Consider the following 22,093-nt stretch of genomic DNA (forward strand, 5'->3'; position numbering starts at 1 on the left):
CATTCAATGGCCGGTGCGCTGCCGATCACACCGCCGACAGCGTCGCCATGTCCCAGCGCGGGGTGACGTCCACGCGCGGCGGATTGTGCTGCCCGGCCTGCAGGCGCAGTGCGCCGGCAAAGGCGATCATCGCGCCGTTGTCGGTGCACAACGCCGGGCGCGGGAAGCATGCCCTGCCCCCCAGCTTGGCGGCCATTTCCTGCAGCCGCACGCGCAGGCGCTTGTTCGCCCCGACCCCGCCGGCCACCACGATCACATTGGTGCCGGCCGCTTCCAGCGCGCGCCCACATTTGATCACCAGGGTCTCGACCACGGCATCTTCGAAGCCACGTGCGATGTCGGCGCGGGTCTGCTCGCTCTGGTCGCTGTCGCGCCAGGCCAGCAGTACCTGGGTCTTCAGCCCGGAGAAGCTGAAGTCCAGCCCGGGGCGGTCGGTCATCGGGCGCGAGAAACGGTAGGCGCCCGGTCGGCCCTGTTCGGCCAGCGCGGCCAGCTGCGGCCCCCCCGGATACGGCAGGCCCATCATCTTGGCGGTCTTGTCGAAGGCTTCGCCGGCGGCATCGTCCAGCGTCTCACCCAGCAACCGGTATTTACCGATGGCATCCACCGCCACCAGCTGGGTATGGCCGCCGGACACCAGCAACGCCACGAACGGTGCCTGCGGCGGGTCGTCTTCCATCAGCGGCGCCAGCAGGTGGCCTTCCATATGGTGGACACCCACGGCCGGCACCTCCAGCGCCCAGGCCAGCGAACGCGCCACGCCGGCACCGACCAGCAGCGCGCCGACCAGGCCGGGACCGGCGGTGTAGGCCACCCCGTCGATGTCGCCGACCGTCATGCCGGCTTCGTCCAGCGTCTGCCGGATCAGCGGCAGCAGCTTGCGCACATGGTCACGGCTGGCCAGTTCCGGCACCACGCCGCCGTATTCGGCGTGCAGCGCGATCTGGCTGTACACCGCGTGGGCGCGCAGGGCTTCGATGCCGGCCAGGTCGGTGTCATACACCGCCACGCCGGTCTCATCGCACGATGATTCAATACCAAGTACTCGCATGTGGTGTATTATGCGCCCCCTGCGTGCTCCTCAGGGGCGATGCAGGCCCTTGAGATGCAAGAAAACCGGCCCGTATTCAGGCCGGGATGCTTGCAGTTTGTCGAAGCGCCGCTATAATGTGCGGCTCGCCGGGTATAGACCCGGTTCTACACAGTGTCCGGAGATTCCATGCCCAGCGTCAAAGTCCGCGAGAACGAACCTTTTGAGTTTGCTCTTCGCCGCTTCAAGCGCACTTGCGAAAAGGCCGGTGTGCTGGCCGAAACCCGTAAGCGCGAGTTCTACGAAAAGCCGACCCAGGAACGTAAGCGCAAGGCTGCTGCTGCAGTGAAGCGTCAGCTGCGCCGTTCGTCGCGCGACGTCACCAAGCGTCAGCGCCTGTACTGATCGGACGCACTCATGGCGACAGGTTCTGCCTGTCGCGGTGGGGAAGAAGCCGGCACGCGCAAGCGTCGCCGGCTTTTTGCGTTCCCGGGCCGCCGCCACGGCGCCCCCCATTTGCCTGACTTACGACACACGAGGTGCTCCATGAGCATGAAGCTGAAGCTGACCGACGACATGAAGGCCGCCATGAAGAGCGGCGACAAGCACACCCTGGGCGTGGTCCGCCTGATCAAGGCCGCCGTCCAGCAGAAGGAAGTGGACGAGCGCATCGAGCTGGACGACACCGCCGTGATTGCCGTGCTGGACAAGATGGTCAAGCAGCGCAAGGACTCGATCAGCCAGTACGAAGCGGCCAACCGCGAAGACCTGGCGCAGATCGAGCGCGAGGAAATGGTGGTGATCGAGCGTTACCTGCCGGCCAAGATGGGCGAAGCCGAGATCGTCGCTGCCATCCAGGCCGCCGTGGCGGAGACCGGCGCGACCAGCCCGGCCGACATCGGCAAGCTGATGGGCGCGCTGAAGCCGAAGGTCGCCGGCAAGGCCGACATGGGCCTGGTATCCAAGCTGGTCAAGCAGCAGCTCGCAGGCTGACGCGAACGCCTGCCCCGGTTGCGCCGAGCCCCGCTCGGCCGACCGCATTGCAACGCCGTAACGGCAAGCCGCCGGGCATGTCTTGGCGCTCCCCTGCCCCACGCTTCACCCTTTCTTCGACCTGCCGCTGGTAAAACAGCCCGCATGTCCGATCCGACCAACGCCCCCGCCGCCGCCGATCCGCACCGCGCTGTCCCGCATGCCATGCGCAAGTACGTGGACCGGCTCAACCGCAGTTTCCCGATGGCGGTGCTCAACCGCTTCATCGAAGTGGACGTGCTGAGCCAGGCCGCTGCGGTGTCTTTCTACGCCCTGTTGTCGATGGCGCCGCTGCTGGTGCTGCTGCTGTGGCTGACCGCATCGCTGTACCCGCCGGCCCAGCAGGCATTGGTCGACCAGATCGGCACGGCTGCCGGCAGCAGCGTGGCGGTGGTCGCCGAAACCGTGTTGAAGAATGCCGACCAGCAGCCCAGCATCGGCTCGCTGGCCGGCATCTGGAGCACCCTGCTGCTGTTCATCGGTGCCACGGCGGTGTTCGCCCAGTTGCAGGGCGCGCTGAACCTGATCTTCCGTACCAACGGCGAACGCCTGGACGGGCTGGCCGCGTGGCTGCGCAAGCGCGTGTTCTCCTTCGGCGTGGTGCTGGCGCTGGGCCTGCTGCTGGTGGTGTCGATGACCGCCACCACCATGCTGCAGGTAGCCTTCGCGCAGCTGCCTTCGCTGCTGCCCGCGCTGGGCTACATCAGCACGCTGCTGCTGTACACGGTGGCCTTCGCCTTCATGTACCACTACCTGCCGGACCGGCGCGTGGCTTGGCGCCAGGCCTTCATCGGCGGTGCCATCACCTCGGCGTTGTTCGCGCTGGGGCGCTATGGGATCGGTGTGTACATCGCGCAGGTGGCGCCGGGCAGCGCGTACGGCTCGATGGGCGCGCTGGTGATTTCGCTGGTGTGGATCTACTACGCCATGGTGGTGTTCTTCGTCGGCGCGCTGATGACCTCGGTGATCGACGAGAGACTGCGGGCAGAGCACCACCTGGCTGCCGCCGGCATCGTGCCGCCCAAGCCGGGCGCGGCCGCCGGCAACGGGTAAACTAGGCGGACTTTCCGTTCGCCCGCACTGCCTTCCGGCGGTGCCCTGCCGGTTGCCATGGCCCGCATTCCAGACGCTTTCATCGATGACCTGCTGGCCCGCTCCGACATCGTCGAGGTGGTGGGCAGCCGCGTTCCGCTGAAGCGCCAAGGCAAGGAATATTCGGCGCGCTGTCCGTTCCATGACGAACGCTCGGCCTCGTTCACCGTATCGCCCACCAAGCAGTTCTACCACTGCTTCGGCTGCGGCGCGCACGGTACCGCGATCAGCTTCCTGATGAACTATGACCGCCTCGAATTCCTCGATGCGGTGGACGAACTGGCCAAGCGGGTCGGCATGGAAGTGCCGCGCAGCGAGAACCCGCGCAACGCCCAGCAGCAGGACGAAGGCCGCGAACTGTATTCGGCGCTGGATGCGGCCGCGCGCTTCTTCCAGAAGAACCTGGAGGACAGCGAAAAGGCCCGCACCTACCTGGACGGGCGCGGCGTGGACGAAGCCAACCGCACGCGTTTCCAGATCGGCTACGCGCCGGATGGCTACAGCGGGCTGCGCGACGCGTTGGGCAAGGACGAGCGGCGGATGAAGCTGCTCGACCGCGCCGGCCTGTTTTCCAAGAACGACCGCGGTCACGTCTACGACAAGTTCCGCGACCGGGTGATGTTCCCGATCTTCGACCGCCGTGGCCGGGTGATCGCCTTCGGCGGCCGCGTGTTCGAGAAGGACGACGGCCCGAAATACCTCAATTCGCCCGAGACCGCGCTGTTCCACAAGGGACGCGAACTGTACGGCCTGTGGCAGGTCCGCCAGGCCAACCAGAAGATCGAGCGGTTGATCGTGGTCGAAGGCTACATGGACGTGGTCTCCCTGTTCCAGTTCGGCGTCACCCAGGCGGTGGCCACGCTGGGCACGGCGACCACCCCGGACCATGCCGAGTTGCTGTTCCGCAACGCGCCGGACGTGTTCTTCTGCTTCGATGGCGATGCAGCCGGCCGGCGCGCCGGCTGGAAGGCGCTGGAGTCGGTGCTGCCGCGCATGAAGGATGGCCGCCAGGCGTTTCTTCCTGTTCCTGCCCGATGGCGAAGACCCGGACACCATCGTGCGCAAGGAAGGCGCCGCCGCCTTCGACGAGCGCCTGAAACAGGCGACGCCGCTGTCGCAGTTCTTCTTCGACGAGCTGACCCGCGAGATCAACCTGGGCACGCTGGATGGCAAGGCACGGCTGGCCGAACGGGCCCGGCCGATGCTGGCGCAGATTCCCGATGGCGCCTTCGGTGACCTGATGAAGCAGCAGCTGGGCGTGCTGACCGGGCTGGGCGGCAACTCCGCCCAGCGTGCGCAGCCGGCCGCACGCGCAGCGGCGGGCCGCCCGGTGACCCCGGTGGCCAAGCGCAGCCTGGTCCGCGCGGCGATCGCGATCCTGCTGCAGCAGCCTTCGCTGGCGATGTCGCTGGGCGGCCAGCACCATTTCCATGGCCTGCGCCTGCCCGGCATCGAGCTGCTGCTGGAACTGCTGGCACTGGTGGAACAGCGCCCGGACATCAGCACCGGCGCGCTGCTGGAACACTTCGATGGCCGCGAAGAGCAGGCATCGCTGCATACGCTGGCCGCGCAGACGCTGGCCGGCGACGAAGCAAAGTGGACCGAAGAGCTGCACGATGCGGTGGGCCAGCTGGAAAAGCAGCTGCTGTTCCAGCGCATCGAAGACCTTAACGCCAAGCAGCGACAACACGGCTTGGACGATACTGACAAGTTCGAAATGCGCGAGCTGCTGAAGGCCCGCGCCAGCCTGCGCATCTGATCGCGTGGGCGCCCGCCAAGGAGCCTGCCTGACATGACACGCTGGTGGTCGCGACTGCGACCGGACAACTTCACCCTCGCCCTGCTCGGCACTGTACTGCTGGCCTCGCTGCTGCCGATGACCGGCCCCGCCGCACTGGTACTGGACGATGTCACCAACGTGGCGATCGGCCTGCTGTTCTTCCTCCACGGCGCGCGCCTGCCGCGCGAGGCAGTCATCGGCGGCCTGCTGCACTGGCGGCTGCACCTGCTGATCCTGGCCTGCACCTTCGTGCTGTTCCCGCTGCTGGGCCTGTTGTTCCATCCGCTGTCCGGCTGGCTGCTCACCCCTGAGCTGTACTTGGGCGTGCTGTTCCTGTGCACCCTGCCCTCCACCGTGCAGTCGTCGATCGCGTTCACTTCGATGGCGCGCGGCAACGTGCCTGCGGCGGTGTGCAGCGCGTCGCTGTCGTCCATTCTGGGGGTGTTCCTGACGCCGCTGCTGCTGACCGCGCTGGCCGGCACCCAGGGCGGCGTCCACAACCCGCTGCAGGCCATCGGCGGCATCATGCTGCAGTTGCTGGTGCCGTTCGTGGCCGGCCACCTGCTGCGTCCGTGGATCGCCGGCTGGGTGGAACGCCAGCGTGGCCTGCTGCGCTATACCGACCAGGCCACCATCCTGCTGGTGGTGTATTCGGCGTTCGGCGCGGCGGTGACCGAAGGGCTGTGGTCGAAGACCCCGCTGATCTCGCTGGCCGCGGTCGCGGTGGTAGCGGCGGTGCTGCTGGGCATCGCGATGCCGCTGATCACGCTGGCCGCGCGCAAACTGCATTTCAGCCGCGAAGACGAGATCGCGATCGTGTTCTGCGGCTCCAAGAAGAGCCTCGCCACCGGCATCCCGATCGCCAAGGTATTGTTCGCCGGCGGCAGCCTCGGCGCCATCGTGCTGCCGGTGATGATCTATCACCAGATCCAGTTGATCGTGTGCGGCATCATCGCCCAGCGCTACGCCAAAGAAGCACGGTAAGCCCGGTAGTGACGGCCGCTGGCCGTTAGCGCTCGCCCCGGTAGCATTCCGCCGAGCGTGGCTCGGCGCTACCCAGGTCAGAGGCACCGCGCGCGCCGGTAGTGACGGCCGCTGGCCGTCAATCAAACAACCGCGCCACGCTGAATTCCGGCATCCACACGATCAGGTCGTACATGCGATCTTCGGCCGTTTCCACGCGCGGCAGCCGCGCCGCCTGTGCACGCAGCGGCAGCGCCTGGCAGCGTTGCATGCATGCCCAGAACTCACCCCGCAGGGCCTCCAGCCGGACGCTGTACATGTCGAGATCAACGAGCTGCGAAGCCATCGGTCGCTGTTGCATTTCCTTTGGCGCATCCATCGGTCGATGACGCATGGCGTGCACGTTGCCGGCCAGCACCAGCATCGTCCCATCCACGGGCAAGCGCCGGTATGCGCGTCGAAGTTCGGCGGCCAGTGCGTCGTCCCGGACCTGGTTGCTCCCGTCGCTGGAATCCACGTCGTAGCCCAGCACGGACACACTGCGGCCATGCTCCTTCAGCACGCGTACGGCTTCGATGAGATCGAGCATGTCGCGGCTGCGACGACCATCATGCTGGTCGTCACGCACGGTCCAGAAGCCGCTGGTGCGTAGTGCATCGCGCGCCGAGACATCACCGTTCGATTCCACGTAGTCCGCCAGCAACCGATTCTCGCCGCGCGGCAATTCCAGCGCCAGCACCACCGGCGCGCCCTCATGGCTGTAGTCATCGACCAGCTGCCTCACCAGCAACGGCGTTTCACGCGTGCCGTGGTACTCGCCAATCACCAGCAGGCGATGTTCGCCGGCATGCTGGCGGATCTGTGCGGCAGTCGTCTCATCGGCCAGCGCGGGACTGGCCAGCAACAGGCTCAACAGCAACGTGCAGGCGCTACGCATCCATCGGTGCATCGGTGCCACCTCGCTTCCTTCGGGTAGGTACGGAGGCGATGGTGGCGTACTGCACGCAATTCAAGGCGGCCCGCCGGTATGTAGCGCCGAGCCATGCTCGGCGGCTTCCTGCAGCGGCGCCTGGAACATTCCGCCGAGCGTGGCTCGGCGCTACCGAAGCAGGTGACGACCAACGGTCATCGCGCGCCGGTAGTGACGGCCGCTGGCCGCCAGCGCTGTTGCCGGCCGGGCATTACAGCCAGGGCAGGATCCAGTGGTCCACCAGCAGGAAGGCGAACAGCGCCATCAGGTAGACCACCGACCAGTTGAACATCTTCATCGAGAACAGTTCGTCCGGCGGGTCCTGCATGCGCCACGCGTACCAGAGGAACACGGCATTGAGCACGATCGCCCCGCCCAGGTAGAACGGCCCGCTCATGCCGACCACGTACGGCAGCACGCAGATGATCGCCAGCACGATCGAATAGGCCAGGATCTGCCTGCGTGTATGCACCACGCCATGGGTGACCGGCAGCATCGGGATCTTTGCCTTGGCATAGTCTTCGCGGCGGAAGATCGCCAGCGCCCAGAAATGCGGCGGGGTCCAGATGAAGATGATCAGCACCAGCAGCGCCGAATACCACCAGTCGGCCGAGGTCTGCATGCCGGTGACCGCGGCCCAGCCGAGCATCGGCGGCATCGCGCCGGCCAGCCCGCCGATGACGATGTTCTGCGAGGTGGCACGCTTGAGGTACACGGTGTAGATAACCGCATAGCCGATCAACGAGGCGAAGGTGAGGATGGCGGTGATGACGTTGACCCACACCACCAGGATCGTCATCGACAGCACGATCAGCGCACCGGCGAAGGCCAGCACCTGCCACGGCTTGACCTTGCCCACCACCAGCGGGCGCCACGAGGTGCGCGCCATCTGCGCATCGATCTTGGCATCCAGCAGCTGGTTGATCGCTGCGGCAGCGGAGGCCGAGAGCCAGATGCCGAAGAAGCCGAGCGCGCCCAGGCGCACCTGCTCCCAGCTGGGTACGCCGGGAATGGCGAGCACCATGCCGACCAGCGCGGTGAACACGATGAGGGCGACGACCTTGGGCTTGGTCAGGTCCCAGTACTGACGATAATTGGCCATGGCGTCAGTCCGGTGCCCGCAGGCGGGCCAGCAGGCTGACCATCACGAACAGCAGCAGCACCGCGCCGCCGTTGTGCAGCACCGCCACCGGCAGCGGCAGTGCCATCTTGACGTTGGCGATGCCCAAGCTGACCTGTGCGATGAGGCCGACGATCAGGGCGACCGCCCAGCCGCGCATGCTCGGCGTACGGAACAGGCGCACGCCCAGCCAGAGCAGGTACGCCGCCACCACGATGGCGAACATGCGGTGGCCCATCTGGATGGCGATGCGCGAGGCGCCATCCAGGATGCCCCCTTCGTAATCCACGCCGATGCCGCGCCACAGGGTGAAGCCTTCGGCGAAGTTCTGCTGCGGCCACCACTGGTTGGCACAGCGCGGGAAATTGTCCAGCGACAGGCTGCCGCCGCCGCAGGCGAGCGCGGCGTAGTTGGCGCTGACCCAGCCGCCGAGCGCGATCTGCGCGGTCAGCACGGCGATGCCGATGCGCAGCAGCCACTTCAGCTTCGGTGCTTCGGCCAGGGTGATCGGCAGGTGGGTCGCGCGCCAGGCCATCCAGGCCAGCATCGCGAACATCAGCATGCCGCCCAGCAGGTGGCCCATCACCACGATCGGCTTGAGCAGCCAAGTAACGGTCCACATGCCCAGCAACGCCTGGAAGATCACCACGGCCAGGGTCAACACGGCGGCGCGGGCGAGGTCGCTGTTGCTCCAGCGGAACGCGGCGACCAGCAGGATCATCTCGCCGAGCAGCGCCAGCACGCTGGCGGTGGCATGCCAGCCCATCATGTACAACGGGATGCCCGCGGCCACCAGCACGCAGGCGGTGACCACCGCGGCGCTGCCGAAGCGTCGGCGGCGGGTGGCCAGCAGCGCCAGGGTGAGGATTTCGATACCCAACGCGCCGGCCAGGAAGCGGTGCACCTGCTCGCGCCACGCCTTGTGCGTTTCCAGCGGGCGGATGTCCGCGGCCGGATGGCCGATGGTCTCTTCCACGTGCTGCGGCCAGGTGGCCTGGCCATAGCAGGTCGGCCAGTCAGGGCAGCTCAGGCCGGCATCGGACAGGCGCACGAACGCACCGAACAGGATGGTGCTCGCGGTCATGATCATCGCGAACCACGCCAGGCGGTGGAAATTGCGGTGCAGCGCCGGACGCGCGGAAAGGCTCATCAAACAGGGCTCACTTCAGTTTCAGCAACGTGGACAGGTCCTTGCGCAGGCCACCGAGGTCGGTGCCGGGCGCATGGCGCATGATCACGAAGCCGTTCGGATCAACGATGTAGACCGGCACGCCGGCCGGGTCGTCGACACCGGGCAATGCAGCGCGCAGTGCCGGCGAAGGTGCCAGCGCGCGCAGTGCAGGGGTTCCAGCCAGGGGCGCCGGCGGCGTTCCCAGCCAAAGGATCTCTACATTATCGGCGTTATGGCCGAACAGCTGCCACACCTTGGCCAGTCCCTGCGACAAAGTGACGCACTGTTCGGCGCACGCGGCGGGCGGCGCGACCAGGATGCGCCAGATCTTTTCTTCGCCCTTCCAGGCGTACGGCGCGCCGCTGGCCAGCACGGGCGGCTGCAGGCGCAGGTCAACCGGCGGCTGCAGCAGCTGGCCGACGTTCTTGTGGGCGGCCGGCTGCCAGCCGGAGAAACGCAGCACCCCGGCCAGTGCCATCGCGCCGAAGAACAGGACGAACAGCAGCACCAGGGTGCGGCGACCCTTGCCGCGCGCGGTGTCCTGCGGTGACGTAGCAGCGTTCATGGGCAGCATTTTCTCATGTTGGGGAAGGGTGTGCCGGTGGGATGGGTGGGTGACGGCCAGCGGCCGTCACTACCGCCGGCGGCGGCGCCATTCCAGCACCAGCGCCACCACCAGCACGGTCAGGGCCAGGCCGAACCACTGCACGGCGTAGCCGAGATGACGCTGCGGCGGCAGCGTGTTGGGCAGCAGGTCCAGATCGCGCTCGTCGCCGAACGGCAGCGCGGGATCCAGCCGCAGCACGCGCGTGGGCAGGCCGGGCAGGCCCAGCAGCGGGGCCAGCGCGTCGGACTGCAGGCGGCTGGCCAGCCAGCGTTGCGGACCGGCAGGGCTGGCCACCGGCCCCAGCGCCAGCCCTGGCGCCGGCGCGGGCGCCAGCAGGCCGCGCACGGCCACCGGGGAGGGCGGCGGCGGCAGCACCGGCAGCGTGCGATCGGCGGGCAGCACGCGCCAGCCCAGGTCCACCAGCAGCAGCGCGCCCTCGTCGCTGCGGAACGGGCGATAGACCTTCACCCCGGCGCGGCCGTGGCGCATCTGGTTGTCCAGCAGCACCAGCCCGGGCAGGAAGCGGCCGTGGTCGACGATGCCGTGCACGGGGCCGGCAGCGGCCAGCGCGCGCGACAGGGTGCTGGGAGGTTGTGCCGCCGCCGCGGCCTGCGCCTGCAGCAAGGCCTGCTTCTGCTGCATGCGCTGCAGCTGCCAGCAGCCGAGCAGGCAGAACACCGCCATCGCCACCAGGGCCAGCATCCAGCCCAGCAACCGCGTGTGCCGTCGCATCATGACAAACGGCCGCAAACGCGGTCAGATAGGCCCATCCGCCCCGCCATCGAGCCGCGCATGAACGATTCGCTGAAGACCCTGCTGGTGATTGCGTTCCTCATCGTCATCGTCTGGAACCTGGGCGCCGGCCTGTACTACCTGCTGGTGGATCGGGGCCAGACCAAGCGCACCGTCAATGCACTGACCCGGCGCATCGCGGTGTCGGTGGCGCTGATCCTGCTGGTGGTCATCGGCATCTGGGGCGGCTGGATCCAGCCGCACGGCATCGCCCGCTGAGGCAAGCGTTACGTCGATCAAAGCACGTAGACGAACAGGAACAGCATCAGCCACACCACGTCGACGAAGTGCCAGTACCAGGCCGCGGCTTCGAAGCCGAAATGGTTGTCGCGGGTGAAGTGGCCCTTGGCCGCGCGCAGCCACATCACCGCCAGCATGATCGTTCCCAGCAGCACGTGTGCACCATGGAAACCGGTCAGCATGAAGAACGTGGACCCGTAGATGCCCGAACCGAGGGTGAGGTTGAGCTCGGTATAGGCGTGGATGTACTCCTCCGCCTGCAGGGTCAGGAACACCAGCCCCAGCACCACGGTGATGCCCAGCCAGGTCACCAGCTGGCGGCGATGGCCGGCCTTCAGCGCATGGTGGGCGATGGTCAGGGTGACGCCGGAGGTCAGCAGGATCAGCGTGTTGATCAGCGGCAGGCCCCACGCCGGGATGGTCTGGAACTGGCCACCGATCGCGGCGGGGCCGTTGGTCGGCCAGCCGGACGAATAGCCCTGCCAAAGCAGTTCGTTGGTCATCACCCCGTCGCCCTCGCCGCCCAGCCACGGCAGGCCCAACGCGCGGGTATAGAACAACGCGCCGAAGAAAGCGCCGAAGAACATCACTTCGGAGAAGATGAACCACACCATCCCCATCCGGAACGAGCCGTCCACCTGCTGGTTGTAGTGGCCCGCCTGCGATTCGCGCACCACGTCGCTGAACCACCAGAACAGGGTCAGCACCAGCATCGCCAGCCCGGTGAAGAAGCTCCACTTGCCCCACGTCGCGTCGTTGAGCCAGCTGGCCACGCCGACCATGGTCACCATCATCGCGATGGAGCCGATGAACGGCCATCGGCTGTGGGTCGGCACGTAGTACACGTTGGCGTCGGAAGGAAGCTGGGCCATGGTCGTTGTCCGGTTCGGTGGCGCGCTCAGGGCGCGGCGTGCGCATCGGCCGGCACGCTGGCCGGTGCAAGGCGCGCGGAGAGCGCGTCGTTCTTGTAGAAGGTGTAGGACAGGGTGATGGTGCGGATCTCCGGCGGCAGCGACGGATCGACGATGAAACGCACCGGCATGTCGCGCTTCTCCCCGGCCTGCAGGGTCTGTGCGGTGAAGCAGAAGCATTCGGTCTTGCTGAAATAGCCGGAAGCGCGCGCCGGGGCCACCGACGGTACCGCGCTGCCGACGATGGCGACCTTGCCGTCGTTGCGCGCGAAATACAGCGCTTCGTTGAGCTCGCCGGGCACCACGTCCATGGTCAGCTGTTCGGGATGGAAGGCCCACGGCAGCTGCGAGTTCACCCCGCCGTCGAATTCCACGCGCACGGTGCGCTTGCCGGCCGCGGCGCCGACGCTGGCCTGCGCGCCGGGGCCGCGTTCCAGGCGTACACCGAACACCTTCTCGCAGGCGATGCGATACAGCGGCACCAGCGAGAAGGTCAGCAGGAACACCGCCACCGCCACGCCGATCAGGCGCGGCAGGCCGGCATGCCGGGACGGGGCGGTGGCCTGCGGCGCGTTCATCGGCCGATCACTCCACTGAGGATGAAGCCCACGTACACCAGCACCGCGACCGCCCCCACCCATTGGGCAGTGCGACGTGCGCGCTGGCGGCGCAGGGCCATGTCATCGCGGACCGGGTTGGCGTCGTGCATGGGCACCTCAGTGGCTGATGTCATCGTGGGCCAGATCGCCCGGGTGGATCACCGGCGGGGTGGTGAAGGTATGCGCCGGCGCCGGTGACGGCACCGTCCATTCCAGCCCGCGCGCGCCTTCCCAGCTGCGCGCTTCGGCCTTTTCACCGTTGCGCAGCGAGGCCAGCAGGATCGCGGCCATCATGAAGGGCGTGGCGAACATGCCGAACGCACCGATCGAGCTGATCAGGTTCCAGTCGGCGAAGGCCACGCTGTAATCCGGGATGCGCCGCGGCATGCCGGCCAGGCCGAGGAAATGCTGCGGGAAGAACAGCAGGTTGACGAACACGATCGACCACCAGAAATGGAACTTCGCCCACTTTTCGCTGTACATCCGGCCGGTCCACTTCGGCCACCAGTAGTACACCGCCGCGATCAGCGCGAACACCGCGCCGGTGACCAGCACGTAGTGGAAATGCGCGACCACGAAGTAGGTGTCGTGGTACTGGAAATCCGCCGCGACGATGGCCAGCATCAGCCCGGAGAAACCGCCGATGGTGAACAGGATGACGAACGCGACCGACCACAGCATCGGTGCTTCGAAGGTCAGCGAACCGCGCCACATCGTGCTGACCCAGTTGAACACCTTCACCCCGGTCGGGATGGAGATCAGCATGGTGGCGAACATGAAGTAGATCTCGCCGCCCAGCGGCATGCCCACGGTGAACATGTGATGGGCCCAGACGATGAAGGACAGGAAGGCGATGGCGGCCGTGGCGTAGACCATGGCCTGGTAGCCGAACAGCGGCTTGCGGCTGAAGGTGGGGATGATTTCGCTGACCACGCCAAACGCCGGCAGGATCATGATGTACACCTCCGGGTGCCCGAAGAACCAGAAGATGTGCTGGAACATCACCGGGTCACCGCCACCGGCGGCGTTGAAGAAACTGGTGCCGAAGAACTTGTCGGTCAGCAGCATGGTGACCGCACCGGCAAGCACCGGCATCACCGCGATCAGCAGGAAGGCGGTGATCAGCCAGGCCCAGCAGAAGATCGGCATCTTCAGCAGGTCGATGCCCGGTGCGCGCATGTTGAGCACGGTGGCGATGATGTTGATCGCGCCCATGATGGAACTGATGCCGGCCACGTGGATGGCGAACACGGTGAACGCCACGTTGTAGCCCCCCTGCAGCGACAGCGGCGGATACAGCGTCCACCCGCCGGCCGGTGCGCCACCGGGCAGGAACAGGGTCAGCAGCAGCATGCCGAAGGCTACCGGCAGCAGCCAGAACGACCAGTTGTTCATGCGCGGCAGCGCCATGTCCGGTGCACCGATCTGCAGCGGGATCATCCAGTTGGCGAGGCCGACGAAGGCCGGCATCACCCCGCCGAAGATCATCACCAGCGCATGCATGGTGGTCATCTGGTTGAAGAACTCCGGCTTGACGAACTGCAGGCCGGGCTGTGCCAGTTCGGTGCGGATGACCACGCTCATCGCCGCGCCGATGATGAACATGACGAAGCTGAAAAGCAGGTACAGCGTGCCGATGTCCTTGTGGTTGGTGCTGAGCAGCCAGCGCTGGAAAAAGCCCTGCGCATGACCGTGGTGTTCGTCGTGCCCAACTGCCGAGTGCGCCATTGCAAAACACCTCTCAGATCGATTTGTCACGGTGGCCGCGGTGCGGCCACGGGCGGTTGGGTCAGGCGTCGGTGGTGGGCGCCGGGGCCGGTGCAGCAGCAGGCTCGGCCGGGGTCACCGGTTGCCGGGGCGCGCTGCCATCGCCGGGCGGCGTGGCGGTCTCCGGCGCGTTCGGCGTGGCAGGTGCGGCGGCAGGCGCCGGCTTCTTCTGCGCCAGCCACTGCTTGAAGTCTTCCTTGGACACCGCTTCGACCACGATCGGCATGAAGCCATGGTCCTTGCCGCACAGTTCGGCGCACTGCCCGCGGTAGACGCCGGGGGTGTCGATGCTGGTCCAGGCCTCGTTGATGAAGCCCGGGATGGCGTCCTGCTTCCAGCCCAGCGCCGGCACCCACCAGGCATGGATCACGTCATCGGAGGTGATGACGAAGCGCACCTTGGTATCGACCGGCAGCACCAGCCGGTTGTCCACGTCGAGCAGGTAATGCGGATTGCTTTCGCGGGTGGGCACCTTGCCGCTCTGGCGCACGCGGTCGGACTCGCGGTCCAGCCGGCTGGTGAAGTCCACGCCTTCGCCCAGGTATTCATAGCGCCACATCCACTGGTAACCGGTGACCTTGACGGTCATCTCGGCATCGCGGGTGTCGTACATCTTGATCAGGTTGGCGGTGGCCGGCCACGCCATCACCACCAGGATCACCACCGGGATCACCGTCCAGATGATTTCGGCCTTGGTGTTGTGGCTGAAGGTCGCCGCGACCGCGCCCTTGGATTTGCGGAACTTGAAGATGGCGTAGGCCATCGCGCCGAACACGATCACGCCGATGGCCGTGACCACGATCAGCGAGAGCATGTTCGATTCCCAGGCCAGTCGCGAGGTCTGGGTAACCCCCCGGCCCATGTTCAACTGCCATGGCTTGGGATCGGCGGACTGCGCCCACCCCAGTGCCGGAAAAGCCATTCCGGCCGCCATCATGGCGATCCCGGACACGCACCTGCCGCCCCACGCGCTGCTTTGCTTCATTGCCTAGACCCTTGACGTCATCGGTGACCGCCATCGCTGGCGGCGAGCAAGCTTTCAAGCTGGTCCCGGGCATCAAGCGTCCGTGGGGGACACCGTCGCCGTTGCGTATTCAGATCCCCCGCAGCGCGTTCGGCGCCCTGATCCTGTCGCAACTGCGTTCCTGCCGCGAGTTACGTCTCGATGGTAGCCCTGCCCTCTCGACACTTACAAGGTCCATTCACGGTAAATGCGATGCTGCAGCACAGCAATGTGTCGTCGGCCGATTTGCCGATTTCGGCATAATTCGAGCCACGCCCGTCCATCCAGCTGAATCCTTTACAGGGCGGTGCTATCAGGAATGCCGTAAGGGGCGATCAGGGGGCTATCCGCCGGCCGAAAAATGATTAAAATCGCCAAGTTTTCCACTGGCCGGACCGGCATGAACGCACCTACTCTTTCGCCCGCTGCCCCCGGCTTCACGCCGCCGGCCGACGCGCTGCTGTCGCCGGAACTGCCGGCATCCCCCTCCCCCTTCCGCCAGGCGATCACCGATGCCTGGTTGAAGGACGAGGCGACCCACGTGACCGAGCTGCTGGCGCAGGCGCGCCTGCCCGCCGACGAACAGGCGCAGGTGCAGGCGCTGGCCGCCGACCTGGTGGCCCGGGTGCGCGTGCGCGCCAAGGACCAGGGCGCGATCGAAGCCTTCATGCGCCAGTACGACCTGGGCAGCGAGGAAGGCGTACTGCTGATGTGCGTGGCCGAAGCGCTGCTGCGCATTCCGGACCAGGACACCGCCGACAAGCTGATCCGCGACAAGCTGGCCGATGCGGACTGGAAGAAGCACATGGGCGGCAGCGATTCGGTGCTGGTCAATGCCTCTACCTGGGGCCTGATGCTGACCGGCAAGCTGGTGCAGATCAACGACGTCACCCGTGCCGACGTACCGGGCGCGTTCAAGCGCCTGATGGGCCGCGTGGGCGAGCCGGTGATCCGCCTGGCCGTGCGCCAGGCGATGAAGATCATGGGCCACCAGTTCGTGATGGGCCGCACCATCGGCGAGGCGCTGGAGCGTTCGCACAAGGGTGACAACGCCAGCTACCGCTATTCGTTCGACATGCTCGGCGAAGGTGCGCTGACCATGAAGGATGCCCTGCGTTACCTGGAGGACTACCGCCGCGCGATCCATGCCATCGGTGGTGACCACAAGGCCCGCGGTGGCCGCCCGGAGGGCGACGTCAACAACGCCCCGGGCATCTCGATCAAGCTGTCGGCGCTGTACCCGCGCTACGAGCACGCCAAGCGCGCCCGGGTGCTGCAGGACCTGGTGCCTGGCGTGCTGGAACTGGCGCAGCTGGCGAAAAGCTACGGCATCGGCTGCACGGTGGACGCCGAAGAGGCCGACCGCCTGGAACTGTCGCTGGACATCATCGATGCGGTGTTCTCCGATGCCTCGCTGGCCGGCTGGGATGGCTTCGGCGTGGTGGTGCAGGCGTACCAGAAGCGCACCCCGTACACGATCGATTTCCTCGCCGACATGGCCCGCCGCAACGGCCGTCGCCTGCAGGTGAGGCTGGTCAAGGGCGCGTACTGGGATGCGGAGATCAAGCGCGCGCAGATCGAAGGCTATCCGGGCTATCCGGTGTTCACCCGCAAACAGAACACCGACGTGTCCTACCTGGCGTGCGCCAAGCGCCTGTTCGGCCATAGCGATGCGATCTACCCGATGTTCGCCACGCACAACGCGCACACCATCGCGGCCATCCGCACCATCGCCAAGGGCGGTGTGTACGAGCACCAGAAGCTGCACGGCATGGGCGATGACCTGTATGCCGAAGTGGTCCCGGCCGACCGCCTGGGCCTGCCCTGCCGCGTGTACGCGCCGGTCGGTTCGCACGAAGACCTGCTGCCTTACCTGGTGCGTCGCCTGCTTGAGAACGGCGCCAATTCCAGCTTCGTCAACCGCATCACCGACGACCGCGTGGCGATTGCCGAGCTGGTCCGCGATCCGGTGGAAATGGTCAGTGCCTTCGCCGCCGTTTCGCCGTCCAACATCGCCCACCCCAAGATCCCGCTGCCGGTGAACCTGCTGCGCAGCCAGAACCACGACAGGAACAATTCCATGGGCATCAACCTGGCCAACGACAACGCCCTGCGCGCCCTTGCCGAGCAGCTCAATGCCGCGGTCAAGCCGTGGACTGCCGCACCTCTGGTGCCCGGCGCCACCGTCACCGGCGCCTCGCTGCCGGTCACCAACCCGGCCGACAACCGCCAGGTCGTGGGTCACTGGCAGGCCGCCGATGCGGCGACCGTGCAGAAGGCGCTGGCGAATGCCGTCGCCGCGCAGCCGGCCTGGAACCGCACCCCGGCGACCAGCCGCGCGGCGATCCTGGAACACGCCGCCGACCAGCTGGAGGCGCGCATCGCCGAGTTCATGGCGCTGTGCGTGAAGGAAGCCGGCAAGAGCCTGCCCGACGGCGTGGCCGAAGTGCGCGAAGCGGTCGACTTCCTGCGCTACTACGCCAAGCAGGCACGTGAGCAGTTCGCGCACGCCGAGAAGCTGCCCAGCCCGACCGGTGAATCCAACGAACTGCAGCTGCATGGCCGCGGCGTGTTCGTGTGCATCAGCCCGTGGAACTTCCCGCTGGCGATCTTCCTGGGCCAGGTCGCTGCGGCGCTGGCAGCGGGCAACAGCGTGATCACCAAGCCGGCCGAACAGACCAACCTGATCGGCTACTACGCGGTGAAGCTGCTGCTGGATGCAGGCGTGCCGGAAGGCGTGCTGCAGTTCCTGCCGGGCGACGGCGCCACCGTCGGTGCGGCGCTGACTGCCGACCCGCGCGTGGCCGGCGTGGCCTTCACCGGTTCCACCGACACCGCCCGTGCGATCAACCGCGCGATGGCCGCACGCGATGCCGCGATCGGTGTCCTGATCGCCGAGACCGGCGGCCAGAACGCCTTCATCGCCGATTCGTCGGCGCTGCCGGAACAGCTGGTCAAGGATGCGATCGGTTCGGCGTTCACCTCGGCCGGCCAGCGTTGTTCGGCCGCCCGCGTGCTGTTCGTGCAGGACGACATCGCCGACAAGGTGATGACCATGCTGGCCGGCGCGATGAAGGAACTGAAGATCGGCGACCCGGGCGAACTGTCCACCGACGTCGGTCCGGTGATCGACGCGGACGCGCTGCAGATCCTGCAGGACCATGCCGTGCGCATGGACGGCGAAGCCCGCCTGATCGCCGCCGCCACGCTTGGCGATGACGCGGCGCATGGGACCTTCTTCGCGCCGCGTGCGTACGAGCTGAAGGACCTGGGCCAGCTGCACCGGGAGATCTTCGGGCCGGTGCTGCACGTGATCCGCTGGAAGGGCGACCAGCTGCAGGCGGTGATCGACCAGATCAACGCGACCGGTTACGGCCTGACCCTGGGCGTGCATTCGCGCATCGACGAGACCGTGGACCGCATCACCAATGGCATCCAGGTCGGCAACGTGTACGTCAACCGCAACCAGATCGGTGCGGTGGTGGGCGTGCAGCCGTTCGGTGGCCAGGGCCTGTCCGGCACCGGCCCGAAGGCGGGTGGCCCGCACTACCTGCTGCGTTTCGCCACCGAAAAGACGGTCACGGTGAACACCAGCCGCGGCCGGCGGCAACGCCTCGCTGCTGACCTTGGGCGATTGATTTTTTTCGCTGTGCCGCGGGTGGTCGTGGTGGTCGTGGTCGTGGTGGTTGGGTGGGGCGGGGTGGGTTGGCGGGAAACGCCGTGAATCCATCCCTGGAGGCTCGCCATCCGCATCCCTGCGGATGAGCGTTCCCGCCAGCCCACCCCGCCCCACACCTGACGGTTTCCCGCGGCGGCCAGCGGGTGCAGGAACGAAGAGCGGGGTCAGAGTCCTTTCGCTGCGCGAAAGGACTCTGACCCCTCCTCATTACCCCGTCCAACCCGGATGTATGCCCATGGCCCCCATGGACCCGCCCACCCACGGCCCCGCAGCTTTTGACGTTGACGTTGACGTTGACGTTGACGTTGCTTCCGACCGCGCGCGCGTCAGCGCGCGGCCACCATCAACCGCCGCCAGTGCAGCAGTGCGACGATCGCGTTGATCCAGTAGCCGACGTACAACAGCGCGGTCAGCTGCAGGCCGCCGACGTAGTACAGCGGCACCGCCAGGGTGTTCACCAGCAACCACACCCACCAGCATTCCAGCTTGCGCCGCATCATCATCAACTGGCCGACCATGCTCAGCAGCAGGATGCCGGCATCCACGTAGGGCGCCTGCCCGTCCGTGTGGCGGCTGAGCATCCAGCCGTAACCCCACGTGCCCGCCACCACCAGCAGCACCAGCCACGGCCACGCAGAGGCGCGCAGGCGGGTGATCGGCAGCGGCGCACCCTGGTTGCCGCGCAACCACTGCCACCAGCCCAGTGCGCCGACGGCGATGAAGAAGCCCTGCAGCGCCACCTGCCCGTACAGCCGCGCCTGCAGGAACACCACCGCGAACAACAGCCCGGCAATGATGCTCATCCACCAGCCATGCACGCTGTTGCGCCCGGCCAACAGGATCGACACGGCCGCCGCGACGTTGGCGGCGATTTCAAGCTGGAACGCGGGGTCTGAGAAATCCATGGGCCATTGTAGTGCGCAAAGAAAAAGCCCCGCTTGCGCGGGGCTTCCTTGTCCTGCTGTCACGCGTTGAAGCGTGGAATCAGAACTTGTACTGCATCGACGCAGCCAGCACGTCGCCGCGGACCTTGTACTTGCCGGTCAGCGAGTTGCCCTGGTTGTTGGTACCCGGCTGCACGAACAGGTTCGGATCGCTGGTCAGCAGGTGGGTGTAGCCGAAGTTGTATTCGACGTTGTCCGACGGGGTCCAGCCCAGGCCGATCGACAGCCACTTGCGGCTGGTGTCCGGCACGCGCACGTCGCGGTGGGCGTCGGTGGTCGGGGTCTGGTCCAGTGCCACGCCGCCACGCAGGGTGACGGTATCGCTCAGCTTGAAGTCGGTACCCAGCGACACGAAGGTGGTGTCGCGGTAGCCGAACTCCAGCACCGAATCAGGCTGGGCCGACGCGTAGTCGATGACCACCTGGTCGAACGCGGAGGACCACGCGGTACGGGTGACATCACCCATCACGGTCCAGCGGTCGTTGATGTTGTGGGTCACGCTCAGCGTGGCCGACGCCGGCAGGGTCACCGTGGCCTTGCCGCTGGTGGTTACGAAGCGGCCCGGCTGGGCCACGGCCAGCACGGCAGCGGCGTTGGACGGCACGTCGAAGGTGGCGTCGCCGCCGGTGATCTTGTGCTCGACCTTGGAACGGTAGCTGATGCCGATGTGGGTGTTCTCATCCGGGCTGAACAGGCCGCCGACGGTCCAGCCGACTGCATTGTTGTCGCCTTCCACGGTCAGCTTGCCATCGGCGCTGCCCGGGGCGAAGCCGGGTACGCGGGACTGCGCCAGCGCGGTGCCGAAGTCGATGTTGTTGCTCAGTTCGATGGTCAGGTGTTCAACGAACACCGACGCGCCGAAGGACACGTACGGATTGACGTCATAGGACATCGCGAAGCCGAGGTCGATCGCCTTCAGGTCGGTCTTCAGGCCGCTGTAGCGCCCCACCCAGCCGTCGTCGTAGTCGGTCTTGAAGCCGAACGGTGCGGTCAGCGACACGCCGAAGTGGGCCTTTTCGCCGATCGGCATGTGGAAGTAACCGGCCGGGACCGGAGCGATCATGCCGGCGTCGCCGCCGTCACCACCGGTCTGCGCAGCGCCGGTCGGCTTGCGGCCGGCACCTTCGAACTCGGCCTTGAAGCTGATCGCGCTCAGGTCGCCCTGGATCACGCGGCCATCGAGCTGGCGCATGCCAGCCGGGTTGGCGGCGATGATCGAGGCATCACCCTCGGCGCTGCCCGAACCTGCGAAGGCGCGGCCGAGGCCCTTGGCACTCTTTTCCGCCAGCTGGAACGCGGCTGCGTTCGCATCGGTGGCGGCCAGGACGCCGGCAATGCCGACAGCCAGCATCGTAATGCGGGCAAAAGTAGAAGCGGTTTGCATCGTTTTATCTCTCCGGAAAGCGGTTGTTTGCTCTGCATGCGCCTGCGTCCCCCTTAGGCCAAGGCCCTCCAGGACGCGCCGGATTCCCCTCCCGACATACGACGCCGTATGCGAGTATTACCCAGACGTGTTAATGAAACAATAACAGATAGGGTGCATTTCCAGCTTAAAAAACTGAATGCGCAGACCTCCGCCATCGGCTGTCGAGATACCCTAGCGCCCATGTTCCTGTCGCTGCCCTCCCGTCGCAAAGCCGCCTTCCGCTGGGCGACCCCGCTGCTGTTCGCGACGGTCTGGCTGGCTTTCCTGTGGTCGATCTCGCGCCCGCATGAAGCGCGCAGCAGCCTGTGGATGGACTGGGGCGCGCTCTCGGCAGGCCTGATGCGACCACTGGACTGGTGGGCCACCCTGCAGGACGGCAGCGTGCTGCGGCTGTTCACCGCGCTGTTCCTGCATGCCGACTGGTCGCACCTGCTCGGCAACCTGGTGTTCCTGTTGATCTTCGGGCTGCCGGCTGAGCGCGTGCTGGGGCCGTGGCGGCTGATCCTGCTGTTCCTGTTCGGCGGGGCGTTTTCCAACCTGGTGGCGGTGTACACCATGGGCACGCCGGACCAGATCATCATCGGCGCAAGCGGCGCGGTATCGGCCCTGATCGGGACCTACCTGGCGCTGTTCCCGGGGGCGCGCCTGGGCGTGGTGATTCCCCTGGGCCTGTTCCTGGAGTTCGTCCGCGCGCCGGCGTACCTGTTGATCGGCTTCTGGGCGGTGCTGCAGGTGGTGTTCGCGCATATCGGCCCGAGCTTCGGCATGGTGGCCTGGTGGGCGCATATCGCCGGGTTCGGCTTCGGGGTGGTGTACGGCGTGTACGTGCGCGCCGCGATCGCCCGCCGCCTGCGCAAGCGCCAGGGGTTCTGACGCGCTTCCGGTAGTGACGGCCGCTGGCCGTCATTCCTGGTGTGGTGGGTGACGACCGTTGCAGGCTGTGTAACAAGTCCGACCTTGTCGGCCG

General features: G+C 66.8%; 20 protein-coding genes and 2 pseudogenes. 9 read left to right on the top strand and 13 right to left on the bottom strand.

Annotation, left to right across the window (positions count from 1 at the left end; translation table 11 throughout):
- Positions 1 to 25: 25 nt before the first annotated feature.
- Positions 26 to 1,051 (bottom strand): tRNA (adenosine(37)-N6)-threonylcarbamoyltransferase complex transferase subunit TsaD, encoded by a 1,026-nt coding sequence (gene tsaD / locus QE373_RS16715; protein ID WP_309688679.1) that lies wholly within the window; start codon positions 1,049 to 1,051, stop codon positions 26 to 28.
- Positions 1,052 to 1,219: 168 nt separating this feature from the next.
- Between tsaD and rpsU the strand changes: the two genes are divergently transcribed.
- The 5 genes and pseudogenes from rpsU (at position 1,220) to QE373_RS16740 (ending at position 5,918) form a co-directional block, all read left to right on the top strand.
- Positions 1,220 to 1,435 (top strand): 30S ribosomal protein S21, encoded by a 216-nt coding sequence (gene rpsU, locus QE373_RS16720; protein WP_002808376.1) that lies wholly within the window; start codon positions 1,220 to 1,222, stop codon positions 1,433 to 1,435.
- 141 nt (positions 1,436 to 1,576) lie between these two features.
- Positions 1,577 to 2,023, top strand: a complete 447-nt coding sequence (locus tag QE373_RS16725) for a GatB/YqeY domain-containing protein (RefSeq protein WP_309688684.1) — start codon at positions 1,577 to 1,579, stop codon at positions 2,021 to 2,023.
- A gap of 204 nt (positions 2,024 to 2,227) precedes the next feature.
- Positions 2,228 to 3,115: a YihY/virulence factor BrkB family protein gene (locus QE373_RS16730; RefSeq protein ID WP_309689886.1), complete on the top strand. Its 888-nt coding sequence runs from the start codon at positions 2,228 to 2,230 to the stop codon at positions 3,113 to 3,115.
- Between the two features lie 57 nt (positions 3,116 to 3,172).
- Positions 3,173 to 4,913 (top strand): annotated as a pseudogene (dnaG, locus tag QE373_RS16735) (DNA primase).
- Between the two features lie 33 nt (positions 4,914 to 4,946).
- Positions 4,947 to 5,918 carry a bile acid:sodium symporter family protein gene (locus tag QE373_RS16740; protein WP_309688687.1) on the top strand — a complete coding sequence of 324 codons (972 nt, stop codon included), beginning with the start codon at positions 4,947 to 4,949 and terminating at the stop codon, positions 5,916 to 5,918.
- A gap of 118 nt (positions 5,919 to 6,036) precedes the next feature.
- Here the strand turns inward: QE373_RS16740 and QE373_RS16745 are convergent, their stop codons facing one another.
- From QE373_RS16745 to QE373_RS16765, 5 genes are all read right to left on the bottom strand, one after another.
- A complete protein-coding gene (locus QE373_RS16745; RefSeq protein WP_309688689.1) occupies positions 6,037 to 6,846 on the bottom strand; it encodes a calcium-binding protein in 810 nt (269 codons plus the stop codon).
- 232 nt (positions 6,847 to 7,078) lie between these two features.
- Positions 7,079 to 7,969, bottom strand: coding sequence for a heme o synthase (cyoE, locus tag QE373_RS16750; RefSeq protein WP_309688692.1), 891 nt, complete (start codon positions 7,967 to 7,969; stop codon positions 7,079 to 7,081).
- Between the two features lie 4 nt (positions 7,970 to 7,973).
- Positions 7,974 to 9,137, bottom strand: a complete 1,164-nt coding sequence (locus QE373_RS16755; protein ID WP_123700239.1) for a COX15/CtaA family protein — start codon at positions 9,135 to 9,137, stop codon at positions 7,974 to 7,976.
- Positions 9,138 to 9,147: 10 nt separating this feature from the next.
- A complete protein-coding gene (locus QE373_RS16760) occupies positions 9,148 to 9,723 on the bottom strand; it encodes a hypothetical protein (RefSeq protein WP_309688694.1) in 576 nt (191 codons plus the stop codon).
- Positions 9,724 to 9,792: 69 nt separating this feature from the next.
- Positions 9,793 to 10,500, bottom strand: coding sequence for an SURF1 family protein (locus tag QE373_RS16765; protein WP_123700237.1), 708 nt, complete (start codon positions 10,498 to 10,500; stop codon positions 9,793 to 9,795).
- Positions 10,501 to 10,557: 57 nt separating this feature from the next.
- Between QE373_RS16765 and QE373_RS16770 the strand changes: the two genes are divergently transcribed.
- A complete protein-coding gene (locus QE373_RS16770; RefSeq protein ID WP_042611977.1) occupies positions 10,558 to 10,776 on the top strand; it encodes a twin transmembrane helix small protein in 219 nt (72 codons plus the stop codon).
- A gap of 17 nt (positions 10,777 to 10,793) precedes the next feature.
- On the opposite strand, the gene QE373_RS16775 is transcribed toward QE373_RS16770, so the two are convergent.
- The 5 genes from QE373_RS16775 to coxB form a co-directional block, all read right to left on the bottom strand.
- The gene (locus tag QE373_RS16775) at positions 10,794 to 11,669 is read right to left on the bottom strand and encodes a cytochrome c oxidase subunit 3 (RefSeq protein WP_309688700.1); all 876 of its coding nucleotides are present in this window, start codon (positions 11,667 to 11,669) and stop codon (positions 10,794 to 10,796) included.
- Positions 11,670 to 11,695: 26 nt separating this feature from the next.
- The gene (locus QE373_RS16780; RefSeq protein WP_057508191.1) at positions 11,696 to 12,286 is read right to left on the bottom strand and encodes a cytochrome c oxidase assembly protein; all 591 of its coding nucleotides are present in this window, start codon (positions 12,284 to 12,286) and stop codon (positions 11,696 to 11,698) included.
- Entirely contained in the window at positions 12,283 to 12,417 is a 135-nt protein-coding gene (locus QE373_RS16785) for a hypothetical protein (protein ID WP_259170104.1), read from the bottom strand. Before QE373_RS16785 ends, QE373_RS16780 begins: the two co-directional genes overlap by 4 nt.
- A gap of 7 nt (positions 12,418 to 12,424) precedes the next feature.
- Positions 12,425 to 14,035 (bottom strand): cytochrome c oxidase subunit I, encoded by a 1,611-nt coding sequence (gene ctaD, locus QE373_RS16790; RefSeq protein WP_309688705.1) that lies wholly within the window; start codon positions 14,033 to 14,035, stop codon positions 12,425 to 12,427.
- Between the two features lie 61 nt (positions 14,036 to 14,096).
- Positions 14,097 to 15,059 (bottom strand): cytochrome c oxidase subunit II, encoded by a 963-nt coding sequence (coxB, locus tag QE373_RS16795; protein ID WP_309688707.1) that lies wholly within the window; start codon positions 15,057 to 15,059, stop codon positions 14,097 to 14,099.
- Between the two features lie 23 nt (positions 15,060 to 15,082).
- On the opposite strand from coxB, the gene QE373_RS16800 reads away from it, so the two are divergent.
- Both QE373_RS16800 and putA read left to right on the top strand, forming a co-directional pair.
- On the top strand, positions 15,083 to 15,442 hold the full coding sequence (locus QE373_RS16800; protein WP_309688710.1) for a hypothetical protein: 360 nt from the start codon (positions 15,083 to 15,085) through the stop codon (positions 15,440 to 15,442).
- Positions 15,443 to 15,477: 35 nt separating this feature from the next.
- A pseudogene (gene putA / locus QE373_RS16805) lies at positions 15,478 to 18,715 on the top strand (bifunctional proline dehydrogenase/L-glutamate gamma-semialdehyde dehydrogenase PutA).
- Positions 18,716 to 19,082: 367 nt separating this feature from the next.
- On the opposite strand, the gene pnuC reads toward putA, so the two are convergent.
- Positions 19,083 to 19,661 (bottom strand): nicotinamide riboside transporter PnuC, encoded by a 579-nt coding sequence (gene pnuC, locus QE373_RS16810; RefSeq protein ID WP_309688713.1) that lies wholly within the window; start codon positions 19,659 to 19,661, stop codon positions 19,083 to 19,085.
- A 79-nt stretch (positions 19,662 to 19,740) separates the two neighbouring features.
- A complete protein-coding gene (locus tag QE373_RS16815; protein WP_123698824.1) occupies positions 19,741 to 21,084 on the bottom strand; it encodes an outer membrane protein transport protein in 1,344 nt (447 codons plus the stop codon).
- Positions 21,085 to 21,306: 222 nt separating this feature from the next.
- Here QE373_RS16815 and QE373_RS16820 point away from each other — a divergent pair, with 222 nt between their 5' ends.
- On the top strand, positions 21,307 to 21,999 hold the full coding sequence (locus QE373_RS16820) for a rhomboid family intramembrane serine protease (protein WP_309688718.1): 693 nt from the start codon (positions 21,307 to 21,309) through the stop codon (positions 21,997 to 21,999).
- Positions 22,000 to 22,093 lie beyond the last annotated feature (94 nt).

The sequence above is a fragment of the Stenotrophomonas sp. SORGH_AS_0321 genome (assembly GCF_031453215.1).
Taxonomy (GTDB): Bacteria; Pseudomonadota; Gammaproteobacteria; order Xanthomonadales; family Xanthomonadaceae; genus Stenotrophomonas; species Stenotrophomonas chelatiphaga.